Source organism: Phormidium sp. FACHB-1136 (genome assembly GCF_014697375.1).
Classification (GTDB): domain Bacteria; phylum Cyanobacteriota; class Cyanobacteriia; order Phormidesmidales; family Phormidesmidaceae; genus Nodosilinea.
Genome location: NZ_JACJRS010000061.1, coordinates 1 through 13,134 on the forward strand (window position 1 = coordinate 1; position 13,134 = coordinate 13,134).

Genomic DNA, 13,134 nt, shown 5'->3' on the forward strand with positions numbered 1-13,134 from the left:
TGCTTCTGAAGCTCTTGCTTTTCCTCTGACGTTAGATAGTTTCTGACTCCCATGGCTTATTCCAGAATTTTAATGTATTATACGCAGTTTAGATGACTAACAGCTTAAACAGCAACAGCAGCAGCCTTATCAGCGGCGAGGGCTTTTTGATACTCTTCGTCGCCATCTAGGATGCCGAATTCAATCAACAGATCTTCCAATTCATCCATGGAGATGGGCGTAGGAATGGTGAGCTTTTTGTTGTTGATGATCTTGTCGGCCAGTTGAGCATATTCCGCCGCTTGCTTGCTGTTGGGCGCATACTCATTCACCGTCATGCGGCGCAGTTCGGCGTGTTGAACCACGTTGTCGCGGGGCACAAAGTGAATCATTTGGGTGTTGAGCTTGGCCGCTAGGGCTTCAATCAACTCAATTTCCCGGTCGGTATTCCGGCTGTTACAAATCAGACCACCCAGACGAACACCGCCAGATTGGGCATACTTAAGGACGCCACGGGCGATGTTGTTAGCCGCATACATAGCCATCATTTCGCCGGAAACCACGATGTAGATTTCCTGGGCTTTGCCTTCCCGAATGGGCATGGCAAAACCGCCGCAAACCACGTCACCCAGTACATCGTAGGACACGAAATCGAGGTCTTCGTAAGCGCCTTCTTCTTCGAGGAAGTTGATGGCGGTGATAATACCCCGACCCGCACAACCCACACCAGGTTCTGGGCCGCCGGATTCTACGCACTTAACGCCGCGATAACCAACTTGTAGAACTTGATCCAGTTCCACATCTTCAACGGCACCGAGTTCGGCAGCCAGTTGGAGCACAGAAGTTTGGGCCTTGCTGTGGAGCATCAGGCGGGTGGAATCTGCCTTGGGGTCGCAACCCACAATCATGATGCGTTGTCCTTTTTCAGCCATGGCGGCTAGGGTGTTTTGCGAAGTGGTAGATTTACCAATACCGCCTTTTCCGTAAAATGCAATCTGTCGCATGGGGAGATTTCTCCTAGGTTTTGAATTCAGATCTGGAAGGAAACGCTCGTTATCTCGGTTCGGGAATCAGGCAAGGGCCTGGAATAAAAGTGAAGCGGGCCGGGGGATCTCGTCCGGCATGGGGAATAGGTAGGGGATGCATGGTGGAGGGGGGAGGGGAATAATTCAAAATTAAAAAGGAAAAATTTTGAACTTTGAACTTTGAACTTTGAATTCGACTAAATTGCTTCAACCACGAGAGTTGGTAACACCAGATCCTTTAATTTCGCCTCAATGGCATACTTCAAGGTATCGGTACTGCTAGCACAGGAACCACAGGCTCCCTGTAACTTAACCAGGACTCGATCACCGTCTACATCGTGCAGTTGTAAATCGCCGCCATCGGCTAGGAGGATAGGTCGAATTTCTTGATCCAGAACGGTTTGAATCATCATGATCTTTTGTAGATTGGTCAGAGTTGGAATAATCTCTGGTTCTTGATTCGTTAATACTGGACTGCCTAGAGATTGAGTTCTTTGCTCCTGGAAAACCGCTAATTCAGCCGCTGCTTTGACCGTTTCAACAGATTGTTTGGCATCTGAGATAATGTCTTCAATATTGGCTAAACAAGATCCACAGCCGCCGCCCGCTTTTACGTAGTTGGTGACTTGTTCAACGGTGTCGAGATCGTTTTCGGCAATGGCGCGGCGGATTTTCTTTTCGGTAATACCGTAGCAGGCGCAAACCAGGCTACCTTCGTCATCGTCATGGGCTTCGATGGTAATGCCACGATACTTGTAGATGGCAGCTTCGAGGGCTTCCTGTCCCATCACCGAGCAGTGCATTTTGGCTTCGGGCAGGCCACCTAGAAAGTTGGCAATGTCGTGGTTGGTGATATTCAGGGCTTCGTCCAGGGTTTTGCCCTTGATGATTTCCGTCAATGCCGAAGAAGAAGCAATGGCGCTGGTGCAACCAAAGGTCTGAAATCGGGCATCCAAAATGCTGTCTGTGGACGGCTGAATCTTCAGGTGCAACCGCAGGGCATCGCCACAGGCAATGCTGCCCACTTCCCCAAACACCACGGCCACATCGGGTTCCGTTGGGTCTTCAATGGTGCCCTGGTTGATTGGGTTATAGAAGAGTTCCAGTACTTTTTCAGAGTAGTCCCACATGGCGGTTTCCGGGGGTGAAGGGGTGAAGGGGTGAAGGGGTGAGGGTTAGCTCACGGTGGCTAGGGTGCGTTCTTGTAGCCACTCGGCCTGGTCGTTGTTGAAGGGCGACATGGCCCGCAGGCGGTCTACGATGTCGGGCATGACGTTGAGAACGGCGCGAATTTCGGCTTCGGTGGTGTAGCGGGAGAGGCTAAACCGGATGGAGCCGTGCAGGATGGTGTAGGGCAGTCCCATGGCGGTGAGAACGTGGGAGGGATCGAGGCTACCGGAGGTGCAGGCGGAACCAGAGGAGGCGCAGATGCCGTACTTGTTGAGCATGAACAGGATGGCTTCCCCTTCGATGTATTTGAAGCCAATGTTGGTGGTGTTGGGCAGTCGTGCCGCACCGCCGCCGTTGACTACGGTATCGGGGATGGTGGCCAGAATGCCGTACTCCAGCATGTCCCGTAGTTCGGCCTCGCGTTGGGTGTGGGCTAGGCTGATCTGGGCCAGTTCTGCCGCTTTACCTAGGGCGACAATGCCGGGGACGTTGTGGGTGCCCGCCCGCCGCCCGCGCTCTTGGTGTCCGCCCAGGAGAAAGGGCCGGAAGCGGAAGCCTTTCCGCACATATAGGACACCGATGCCCTTGGGGGCGTGGAGCTTGTGGCCCGACAGGGTGAGCAGGTCGATGGTGCTGGTGGCCAGATTGATGGGGAGTTTGCCCACCGCCTGGACAGCATCTACATGGAAGGTGGCCCCGTAGGCTTTGGCGATTTCACCGATTTTTTCGACCGGGAAAATCACTCCGGTTTCGTTGTTGGCCACCATCGTGGTCACCAGGGCGGTGCCTCCGGTCATGGCCGCTTCCAGTTCTGCTAAATCCAGTTCGCCGCGCTCGTTCACCGAGAGATAGGTGACGGTATAGCCCTTTTTCTCCAGGTGCTTGCACACTTCGAGGATGGCCGGGTGTTCCACTGCTGTGGTGACGATGTGGCGCTTGTCGGGCTGGGCGGTTAGGGCGGCATGGATGGCGGTATTGTTGCCTTCGCTGCCGCAGCTATTGAACAAAATCTCCGTCGGCTCGGCCCCTAGAAATTGGGCGACCTGGGATCGGGCGTCTTCAATTACCGCCCCCACTTGGCCACCAAAGCTATGCATGGATGAGGGATTGCCGTACAGCTCGCTTAGGTAGGGCAGCATCGCCGCCAACACATCGGGGTCGGTGCGGGTGGTTGCGTTGTTGTCGAGATAAATAACCATGGCGGGTAGGGAAAGTGGAGAGTCGGGAGTCGGGAGTCGGGAATTGGGCGTCGGGAATTGGGCGTCGGAACTTTCCGGTTCCCCTCTCCCTTGGGGAGAGGGGCTAGGGGTGAGGGTCTACCGCTTCAGCACATGCTGGTCGTAGAAGCGACGGGCAACGGTTTCGATCACGTCGTAGTCTTCCATCACCACCAGACCCGCTTGGTGCAGTTGCTTGCTGGGGCAGGGGCCAATTTTGGCGGCGAGGACGGCTTTGCAATCGGAAATGGTGTCGATGATGCCTTGCAGCATGGCCTCTTCGCCGTAGCCGCCCTGGCAGTAGTCCGCTACTTTGCGGTGGCTCACGAAGGCTGCTCCAGCGGCGTCCACTTCGTAAATCATGAATTCCTTGGCGTGGCCGAAGTGTTGATTCACAATGCCGCCGCCCTTGGTGGCCACCGCCACGAGCACCTTGGGCGAATCCTCCGACAAGGTGCCAGGAACACGGGCGGCAGATTCCCGCTTGGCGGCCACGGCGGCCCGCTCCTGCTCAATACTGAGGTGAACGGCCTGGCGGGTTTCCAGGCTATAGTCCACGGGCATTTCCATGAACTTCTGCTTGGTGAACTCCTGGCTGCGGTCTTCCCCTAGCAGACCCACCGCATCGGCGCGGCATTGGCGACAGTGGCGCATCAGCTTCAGGTTGCCGGAGCAGCTATCCTGCACCGCTTTCAGTTCCTTCGGTTTGGGGCCACGCTGGCCGTTCAGGCCAAAGTAGGTGCCGTGCTCTGGGGCAGAAATCAGGGGCATGATGTTGTGCAAAAAGGCTCCCCGTTCGCGGATAGCGGCGTTGACCTCCGGCATGTGTTCGTCGTTGATGCCGGGAATCAGCACCGAGTTCACTTTGCACAGAATGTCCGCTTCCTTCAGGGCCTGCAACCCCTCCATCTGCCGTTCGTGCAGAATGCGTACCCCTTCAATGCCCCGGTAGCGCTTGCGGCGATAGTGAACCCAGGGGTAGATTTTGGCCCCAATTTCCGGGTCGATCATATTAATCGTGATTGTGACGTGGTCAATATTCAGGGCTTTGATGCGATCCACATAGTCCGGCAGCATCAGGCCATTGGTGGAGAGGCAGAGCTTGATGTCGGGGGCTTGTTCGGCAATCAGTTCAAAGGTGCGGAAGGTTTTTTCGGGGTTGGCCAAAGGGTCACCAGGGCCAGCAATGCCCAGCACCGTCATTTGGGGAATTTTGCCCGCTACAACGAGAACCTTGTGGGCGGCTTCCTCCGGGGTCAGCAGTTCGCTCACTACACCGGGGCGGCTTTCGTTGGCGCAGTCATACTTGCGGTTGCAGTAGTTGCACTGAATGTTGCAGGCCGGGGCCACCGCAACGTGCATCCGGGCATAGTGGTGGTGGGCGGCTTCGCTATAGCAGGGGTGCTGTTCAATCCGGGCTCTCATGCTGTCACTGAGGCCATCGGCGGTTTCCGTGGTGCTGCATCCAGAACTGGCACAGCCACTCCCCGCAGGTTTAACCACCGTTTTCGTCTTCGTCAGAGTAATGTCCAGATCGGGCGTCGCATGGGGCGCGGAGGTCAGGGCAGAGGCTGGCAGTGGCGTCATGGGTTTGGGGAGGTAGGGTTGGGCGCGATAGCGGGTGGGTAACGGCTGAATCCGCCAATGGCCGATGGGTGGCCCCCAAATCAGGGGAGCGGAACCCATCAACCACGACACCGCTTCGTCGCTACCAAACTCGATTGCCTTGGGTGGGTGGTGGGCAGACATCGCATTTGGTCTCAAGATCTGGGGGAGCGATTCAAGGACTGGGCAAGGCGTCGAGGTAAAAGGGCTGAACTAGCCAGGGTTGACGTTGCCTGCCGTTGAGGGATGCTCGCTTCAGCGCTTGAGTAACGCTGGGTGCTTGGCGTTGAAAGAGTTATAGCAACGGGGATATTACGGACTTGCCACACCCGTTCGATAGGATTGATTGAATGATTAGCGTTGTACTCAATCGCTCAAACCCTAGTCATCTCTGACCTAAAAAAAAATTGAGCCCTAGGGGACTAGTCTTTTCTTAGCCCAGGACAAGCATTGTGTTGAGTGAAATCGGGATTTGTGTACTCAGTTAAAACCCTGACTATGCAAGGAATTGTCGCGCCATTTAAGTCAGTGAATCAGGCATTTAACAAGTACTCAAAGCCTATGATTTTGACTATTCTGATACAGAATGAAGCGTCTGCATCGAACCTTCAAATATTAAACTGTATCCGTTTTACCCGTCCCCAAATCGTAATGGTATTTAACGCCACTTTTGGAGTGAAGAAATGTTAAGCGCCCCCATGAAATGCCGCTACGCCTGCGTTCGTTTGAGGAACGAACGCGCCTCATTATTCTGACTCTGGCCCTGGTTCCGAACAATCGACCGCGACCGCCCAAACCAGTAGAGCCTGTGTGGCCTCATCGCGCCAACGCAGCCAACCTTCCTCGGTGGTGTGGCCAGGGAGGATCGTGCAGCCCTGCACGGGTTGGGTCACCTCCACCCGCATCCAGTCGCCATCGATGGCCAGGGGACGAATGCGGCTGTTGGGGGCTACCAGGGCTTGCAGAGACGCCGTACCACGGGGCTCGGTTCGCAGGGATTGCGACAGCCCATGCCGCCGAAAGCGAATGTGCGATGCCGTGGCCAGGGTGTCTTCCCAGGGCTGGAGGGTAAGCGCTACGGCCCCCACCGCCAGGTGGTCGAGGTGTGCCCAGGCGCTACCAGCGGGGGTGTATTGGAAGCGAAACCAGCCATCGATCCGCTGTTCTAGCACCGGGAAGCTGTAAAGGCCCGTCCGGGCCTCCACCATGGAAAAGCTGGCGTCTCGGCCAATAGCCATGGGTTCATAGCCGTTGATGATTAGCCACCCGTTGACCATCCAGCCCCAGTGTTCCCCATCGGGGCCAACATAGAGGGGCAGGGCCACGGAACGGAGCCAGCGACCATAGGCGAGGGGATTTGTCTCCCAGGCGGCACGGTCTAAAAAGTCTAGGTTGCGAGGTTGCAGCACCCCAATGCCCAGGTTGTCTTCCGGGCCAGGGGTAAGGCCCACAATCCCCTCGTTGGCAGGCACCACGGCCTCCGGGATGGCGGTGGGCAATGGGGGCACCGGGGGCGAGGCGTCCTGCTTGGCCTGAGGATCGGCAAGGTCGTCGTTGGGGTTCGTCTGAAAATCTTGGTTGAGGTCTAGCCCAGGGGCTAAGGCGGGGGCTGTCACACTGTCCGTTGGGGAGACTGGGGTCGCGGCCCCGGCCATGCCTGTCCCCTGGGGGATGAGGGCCAATCCCAACATCACGGTAGCCAGGGCCAAAATTCTGGCAGCGGGGGATCGGTGGGCCAAGGGTTGGTGAAAGCCCCCTAGAATTGAGGAACTACGCTGGACTGGCGTCGGCATGGTCATGGTGCAGCGAAACCGTCAGTTGTGGTAAACAGGGACAGACTATACGGACAGACGCGGGAGTAGAAGCGACATGGACTATCGCGTGATAGCAACGGACTACGACGGCACCCTGGCGACGGAGGGAACCGTAGATGATGCCACCCTAGCCGCCCTAGAACGCTACCGCAACAGCGGCGGTTACTTAATTCTCGTGACAGGGCGACAACTTGACGATCTATTCCAGGTTTTTCCCCATAGCCATCTATTTCAGGGCATTGTGGCAGAAAACGGCGCAGTTTTCCACCAGCCACACCAAGATAACGTCAAACTTTTAGCGGAGCCGTTTCCAGCTACCCTCGTAGAAACACTGAAGGCATCTGGTGCTGATCCCATCGACCAAGGGCAGGTGATGGTGGCCACTTGGGAACCCCACGGCGACGCCGTTCACCAGGCCATTCAGTCCTTGGGACTATCGGCGGCGGTCATTCTCAATAAGCGGGCGGTGATGATTTTGCCCCAGGGGGTCAATAAGGCTAGCGGGTTAGCGGTGGCCCTGGCCGATCTCAACCTCGCCCACCTGCCCTCCGTGGGCATTGGCGATGCCGAAAATGACCTCAGCCTGCTCCAAGCCTGTCACCGAGGGGTAGCCGTCGCTAATGCCCTACCCGAACTCAAGGCCATCGCCCACTACACCACCCAGGGCGAACGAGGGGCGGGCGTCCAAGAGGTCATCCAGCAAATTCTCAACAATCAACTTTAAGCAGCAACATCCCAACCCAGAAACCGGGGTTCTAGCGCCACAGGATCAAAGATCTAAAACATCTGGGATATCTAATCGTCCGTGTCGTCCAGCACTTCGATGGTCACGGGGGTGGCTGGGGCCGTTGGGGATGAGGCGGGTTCCGATAGACGATCTAAGCCCAGGGCCACCACACGGCGCAAACCCCAAACGAAGGGCTGGAATAGTCGATAGCGGGCACCATATTCGGCTTCCATATCCACATCAAAGCGTTCTAATTGGGCTTGAAGCCTGGTCAGGAGGGCTTGTCCCCAGTCGGTTTTGCGGGTCTTGACGAGGTTTATCACCGTGGCAAACAGCTCGGCCCAGGTGGGAGCAGCGGCTTTGGCTGGGGTGGGAACGGGCACCACGGCCTGAACTTCGGTATTGGCTTCGATAACGTCTGGCGCTCCGGTGGCGGTGGATGCGGTCACTGGCGCTCCGGTGGCGGCTTGGGTTTGCAGTTGGGCCATCATTTCGGCTAGGGATTGACGGCCTAGGGTTTCCAGTTCGCTGGAGCCACCCTTGATTTCCGAAAAGGCTTCGGTGGCGGCTTGGCTGACAATGGCCCGAATGCGACTGGCGCGATGACCGCCCGATTGTTGGGCTTTTTTCCAGTCGGCTTTCACTTTTTCAGATACGGCGGTGGCCATGGGGCATCTCCTTAGCAGCGTGGTAGGGGGCAATGAAAGGTTGAAACTAACAGGTCAAACCAGCAGGTCAAACCAAGACAAAACTCTGAATCGCCAAAAGACCCAACCGTCGGGGTAGGGGCGAGGTTTTCTCGCCCTTCGGCTCTCGCCCTTCGGCTCTTGCCTAGCGGGGAACGGTGACGGAATTAACGTCGATCACCGTGGTTTTTAGGTCGTCAGTCTCAACGCTGGATCGGTTGGCCTGGGAGGCTTGGCGCAGGTTGCGCTTGCGATCTAGCAAAAGCTGGGTTACCTCGGTAATGGCCAGGGTGGCGATCAGGCCGTCATCAATCCAGCCTGCCACCGGGATCACATCGGGGGAAATATCCAACGGGCTGACCAGATAAATCAGCGTTCCCAAAAGGATGGCCCAGCGATATTTAGGGTGGCGAATGAGGTGGCGATACCCTTGCAGAATGGGTTGGCTGAACAGTCCTTTTTTCATGACCCTCTCCGTGGCGTTGACATCCCTATCTTGTCAGAGTCAGCGGTGTTGCACAGGTGTGGCTAACCCTTGAAAAAGTAGGCTTTTCCACCCGAATCGACCGTACCCAAACAGCCGAAAGGCTGGACGACGGGTTCACTACTACCTGCCACAGAAGCCCGTCACAGAGTATGATGTGGCAGATTTGCACCGTTCCTTTTGCACATTCCCTTTGGTTCATGGCTGCTCAACTTCGTATTTTTGTTCCGCCCCATCCCCTGGTGAAGCATTGGCTGGCCGTAGCCCGCGACGCCGAGACTCCTTCGCCGCTGTTTCGGTCGGCCATGGAGGAGCTAGGGCGCTGGCTCACCTATGAGGCCATTCGCGAGTGGTTGCCCACCCTAGAGACCACGGTCAACACCCCCCTCGGCCCCTGTGCGGCAACGTTCATTAACCCCGACGTTCCCACCATGATCGTGCCCATCCTGCGGGCGGGGCTGGGCCTGATGCCGGGGATTCAAAGTCTGCTCCCCCTGGCGTCGATCTACCATGTGGGCTATGTGCGCAACGAGGAAACCCTAGAGGCGAGTTGCTACCTCAACAAGCTGCCTGCCCAGATTGATCCCCAAACACGGGTGATCATCAGCGAACCGATGCTGGCCACTGGGGGCACCATCATGGCTACCCTGGCAGATCTCGTCAGTCGGGGGGTGGATCCGGCCCTGGTGCGGATTATTGCCATCGTGGCCTCCCCCTTAGCCCTGCGAAAGCTGGCGGATGTGTATCCCACCCTAACGATTTTTGCCGCTGGCATTGACGAAGAAGTCAACGACCAGGGCTTTATCGTGCCCGGACTGGGGGATGCGGGGGATCGCACCTTCGGATCCTAGGTTGCTTCAGTAGATCACAAACCCAAGGTAGAGTAGGCATCCTGGCGACCTGCGTGGCAGTCAGGATGCCTACCCGACAATATCCTTTTCGGTCTACTGAGATTAGCTTGATGCATTAGCTTTATAGAATGGAACAACAGACCCTGTGATTGAGGCGGAACGGATAACGCGATGAGTGAACAAGGCAATTTCGTCGGCGGATTTTTGCTGGGCACCCTGGTCGGCGGTGCCCTCGGTGGTGTCGTGGGTGCCCTCGCCGCCTCTCGCATTCAGGCAGGGCAGGCCGACCGTCGATCCCCTGACCTCGCCTTTGACGACCTAGAGGATATGACCGAGGAAGGCATGGAAGCCGCTCGCCTAGGGCTAGAGGCTAAAATCGCCCAACTCAACGACGCCATCGACGATGTGCGCCAACAGCTCGGCCACATCAACGGCCACACCGAGAAAACCTGGGGCAACCCCTCCCAGGCCGATTAACCCGTCAGCCTAGCGGAATTTCAACCGGGGCCAAGCCTAGGCTAATCCTGGGTCAAACCACCATCCATGCAGCATTCCGTTACACTAACTGACAGGTTTCTGTTCTCCATGTATTGTGATTAACGACTACAGCCGAGGTTGTTCAGATGGCTATTTTGGTACAGACCCTCTCCACCTTCCTTTCGATCTACACCGTTCTGCTGATCATTCGCATTCTGCTGAGCTGGTTCCCCAACGTGGACTGGTTTAATCCGCCCTTCTCTGTCCTCAGCCAGCTTACGGATCCCTACCTGAACCTGTTCCGCTCCATCATTCCTCCCCTCGGCGGTATTGATTTGTCCCCCATTTTGGCCTTTTTGCTGCTGTCCTTCCTGCGCCAGGGGATTATGGCCATCGCCATGGCCACCGCATCCTCCTACGCCTCCTTCTAACGGATCCACCGGGAAACCAGTACCTATGGTGGTCTACGGTTGGGGGGATTGCGCCGCGAAGGTATCCTACGACTACGACTTGGTGCATTGCTTCGCGTTGACGCTAGCCTCGCCTTGGCGTCATGCATCCTACGACGGAGGTGCTTCGGATGGACATTTGGCTCGACATCCTAGCCAACTTTGTGGCGCTTTATCTCGTGATTCTGCTGCTTCGCGTCATTTGGAGTTGGGTTCCTACGGTGAATTGGGACAATCCCGCCCTGGCGGTGATTCGTCAACTCACGGATCCCTACATTGATTGCTTTCGGGCCATCATCCCCCCCATCGGTGGCATGGATCTGTCGGCGTCCTTCGCTATTCTCGCCTTGGCCCTTGTCCAAAACGTTCTAGACCGCATTGCAGGGATAGGCTACTCCTTCTAGGGGAGTCAGACCTATCGAACTCGGGATGACGGTAATCGCGATTAACCCAACAGATACACCACCAGCCCAGCAATAATCGCCAGATAGATGAAGTTGGGTAGGCCATCTTTTTTGCCGCCCCCGCCCTTTTTATCATCGGCGGGGGCGTTGATGCTTTTCATGGCGGTGCCAATGGCTTTGCCCAATTCCTCCCAGGGGTCTTTCTTGGGTGGTTTTTTCTCGGGCAGGTTGAGATAGATCACCAGTCCCAGGACAAAAAACAGTAGAAAGGTTTCCATAATGGCGGCGACTTTCGAGGGCTACTGCCAGTATGGTTCACCGCTGTCTAGGCAAAAATCGCATTTTGTTCAGGAATGTTCAGGGATTTTTGCCCATTTTCCCTCCGGTAGTGTGGCCGGAATACATTGAGCTTTCTCAGGGATAGCAAGGCAGGATTTCTATGGATGTCAGCCCTCTACCCAGTCTATGGTGTTCTCGAAACAGGGTTTTCCTAGGGTCCCCGTTTGCGCATTTAGAGTGACTCCCGTAGGATGGCAGAAAATATAGCATGGCTTTCATGAACATCCTGCTGGTTTATCCTCGTTTTCCGAAAAGCTTTTGGTCCTTTGATAAAACCCTTGAGTTGGTGGGCATGAAGGCGCAGTTGCCCCCCCTGGGGCTGGTAACGGTAGCCGCGATTTTGCCCCAAAGCTGGAACTTTAAACTGGTAGACCGCAATGTGCGGGACGTGGAAGATGCCGAATGGCGCTGGGCGGATATTGTGATTGTGTCCGCCATGATTGTCCATCGGCCCGACTTTTTAGCCGCCATTCGCACCGCCAAGGAATACGGGAAACTGGTGGCCGTGGGTGGTCCCTACCCCACTTCTCTCCCCCACGAAGCCGAGGAAGCTGGGGCGGATTTCCTAATTTTGGACGAGGGCGAAATTACCCTACCGATGTTTGTGGAGGCGGTGGAACGGGGCGACCGCAGCGGCACCTTCCGATCCGGGGGCGAAAAACCCGCCGTCACCGAAACCCCGATCCCCCGCTACGACCTGTTAGAACTGGACGCCTACGCCGAAATGTCGGTTCAGTTTTCGCGGGGCTGTCCCTTCCAGTGCGAATTTTGCGACATCATCGTGCTCTATGGCCGCAAGCCCCGCACCAAGGAACCCGATCAACTCCTAGCCGAGCTTCAGTACCTCTACGACCTGGGCTGGCGACGCAGCATCTTCATGGTGGATGACAACTTCATCGGCAACAAGCGCAACGTCAAGCGCCTGCTGACGGCCATGAAGCCCTGGATGGAGGACCACGGCTATCCCTTCTCCTTTGCCACCGAAGCTTCCGTGGACTTGGCCCAGGATCCCGAACTGATGCAGATGATGGTGGACTGCAACTTTGGCACCGTCTTTTTGGGCATCGAAACCCCCGACGACGACAGCCTAGCCCTCACCAAAAAGTTCCAAAATACGCGAGATCCCCTGTCGGAATCGGTGGTCGCCATTGCCAAAACCGGATTGCGGGTGATGGCTGGGTTCATCGTCGGCTTTGATGGTGAAAGAACGGGGGCGGGCCAGCGTATCTATCAATTTGTGGAGCAAACCGCCATCCCCACCGCCATGGTGAGTATGCTGCAAGCCCTGCCGGATACGGCCCTCTGGCACCGCTTGGAAAAGGAAGGTCGCCTGCTGGGCAAGAGTGCCGACATCAACCAGGCCACTCTGATGAACTTTGTGCCCACTCGCCCCATCGAAGACATCACCGAAGAATTTATCCAAACCTTCTGGGATTTGTACGACCCGCTGACGGTGTTGAACCGCACTTTCCGCCATTATTTGATCCTGGGAGAAGCCCGCAAACGCAACTCCAAACGACGCCACTCCAAGAAAACCGCCGCCGCCGCCGGATCGCCCAGCATTAACTGGATTACCCTGCGGGCCTTTTTCATCATCCTGTGGCGGCAGGGCGTGGTGCGCAAAACCCGCCTACGGTTCTGGGTAAATCTAGCGATTATGCTCTGGCGCTATCCCGCCGTGGCTGCCAGCTATGTGTCCGTCTGCGCCCAGGCCGAGCACTTTATCGACTTCCGCCAGGTGGTGCGCCAAAACATCGAAGACCAGCTCGCGGCCTACCAATCCGCCAAACTCGCTACCCCCGCCCAGGAGGAAGCCCAACTCGCCGCCTAATCCCAAGGCCCGGTTCCCACCCCGTCAATCCGTCCACCCGTAGGGGCGAGGTCTCCTCGCCCTTCTTTTCGCCTAT

The 13,134-nt window shown here is 56.6% G+C and carries 14 protein-coding genes; 6 read left to right on the plus strand and 8 right to left on the minus strand.

All coding sequences use genetic code 11. The annotated features are described in order from the left end of the window. Window positions 1–104: 104 nt before the first annotated feature. The 5 genes from nifH to H6G62_RS17150 form a co-directional block, all read right to left on the minus strand. Window positions 105–983: a nitrogenase iron protein gene (gene nifH / locus H6G62_RS17130; protein ID WP_190497321.1), complete on the minus strand. Its 879-nt coding sequence runs from the start codon at window positions 981–983 to the stop codon at window positions 105–107. A gap of 218 nt (window positions 984–1,201) precedes the next feature. Next, on the minus strand, window positions 1,202–2,134 hold the full coding sequence (gene nifU / locus H6G62_RS17135) for a Fe-S cluster assembly protein NifU (protein WP_190497323.1): 933 nt from the start codon (window positions 2,132–2,134) through the stop codon (window positions 1,202–1,204). Between the two features lie 45 nt (window positions 2,135–2,179). Further along, the gene (gene nifS, locus H6G62_RS17140; protein WP_190497325.1) at window positions 2,180–3,373 is read right to left on the minus strand and encodes a cysteine desulfurase NifS; all 1,194 of its coding nucleotides are present in this window, start codon (window positions 3,371–3,373) and stop codon (window positions 2,180–2,182) included. 117 nt (window positions 3,374–3,490) lie between these two features. After that, window positions 3,491–5,140, minus strand: a complete 1,650-nt coding sequence (nifB, locus tag H6G62_RS17145) for a nitrogenase cofactor biosynthesis protein NifB (RefSeq protein ID WP_347239370.1) — start codon at window positions 5,138–5,140, stop codon at window positions 3,491–3,493. Between the two features lie 602 nt (window positions 5,141–5,742). Next, a complete protein-coding gene (locus tag H6G62_RS17150) occupies window positions 5,743–6,789 on the minus strand; it encodes a hypothetical protein (protein ID WP_190497327.1) in 1,047 nt (348 codons plus the stop codon). Window positions 6,790–6,865: 76 nt separating this feature from the next. Between H6G62_RS17150 and H6G62_RS17155 the strand changes: the two genes are divergently transcribed. After that, a complete protein-coding gene (locus H6G62_RS17155; protein WP_190497330.1) occupies window positions 6,866–7,534 on the plus strand; it encodes an HAD family hydrolase in 669 nt (222 codons plus the stop codon). A gap of 71 nt (window positions 7,535–7,605) precedes the next feature. Here the strand turns inward: H6G62_RS17155 and H6G62_RS17160 are convergent, their stop codons facing one another. Then, on the minus strand, window positions 7,606–8,205 hold the full coding sequence (locus H6G62_RS17160) for a hypothetical protein (protein WP_190497332.1): 600 nt from the start codon (window positions 8,203–8,205) through the stop codon (window positions 7,606–7,608). Between the two features lie 163 nt (window positions 8,206–8,368). After that, on the minus strand, window positions 8,369–8,689 hold the full coding sequence (locus H6G62_RS17165) for a YkvA family protein (RefSeq protein ID WP_190497334.1): 321 nt from the start codon (window positions 8,687–8,689) through the stop codon (window positions 8,369–8,371). 218 nt (window positions 8,690–8,907) lie between these two features. Here H6G62_RS17165 and upp point away from each other — a divergent pair, with 218 nt between their 5' ends. The 4 genes from upp (at window position 8,908) to H6G62_RS17185 (ending at window position 10,888) form a co-directional block, all read left to right on the plus strand. Then, window positions 8,908–9,558 carry a uracil phosphoribosyltransferase gene (gene upp / locus H6G62_RS17170; RefSeq protein WP_190497335.1) on the plus strand — a complete coding sequence of 217 codons (651 nt, stop codon included), beginning with the start codon at window positions 8,908–8,910 and terminating at the stop codon, window positions 9,556–9,558. 171 nt (window positions 9,559–9,729) lie between these two features. Beyond that, window positions 9,730–10,035 carry a hypothetical protein gene (locus H6G62_RS17175; RefSeq protein WP_190497337.1) on the plus strand — a complete coding sequence of 102 codons (306 nt, stop codon included), beginning with the start codon at window positions 9,730–9,732 and terminating at the stop codon, window positions 10,033–10,035. Window positions 10,036–10,181: 146 nt separating this feature from the next. Next, window positions 10,182–10,466 (plus strand): YggT family protein, encoded by a 285-nt coding sequence (locus H6G62_RS17180; protein ID WP_190497339.1) that lies wholly within the window; start codon window positions 10,182–10,184, stop codon window positions 10,464–10,466. A 149-nt stretch (window positions 10,467–10,615) separates the two neighbouring features. Next, window positions 10,616–10,888 (plus strand): YggT family protein, encoded by a 273-nt coding sequence (locus H6G62_RS17185; protein WP_190497341.1) that lies wholly within the window; start codon window positions 10,616–10,618, stop codon window positions 10,886–10,888. A 41-nt stretch (window positions 10,889–10,929) separates the two neighbouring features. Here the strand turns inward: H6G62_RS17185 and H6G62_RS17190 are convergent, their stop codons facing one another. Continuing rightward, window positions 10,930–11,166 (minus strand): hypothetical protein, encoded by a 237-nt coding sequence (locus H6G62_RS17190; protein ID WP_190497343.1) that lies wholly within the window; start codon window positions 11,164–11,166, stop codon window positions 10,930–10,932. Window positions 11,167–11,444: 278 nt separating this feature from the next. Here H6G62_RS17190 and H6G62_RS17195 point away from each other — a divergent pair, with 278 nt between their 5' ends. Beyond that, window positions 11,445–13,058, plus strand: a complete 1,614-nt coding sequence (locus H6G62_RS17195) for a B12-binding domain-containing radical SAM protein (RefSeq protein WP_190497389.1) — start codon at window positions 11,445–11,447, stop codon at window positions 13,056–13,058. Window positions 13,059–13,134 lie beyond the last annotated feature (76 nt).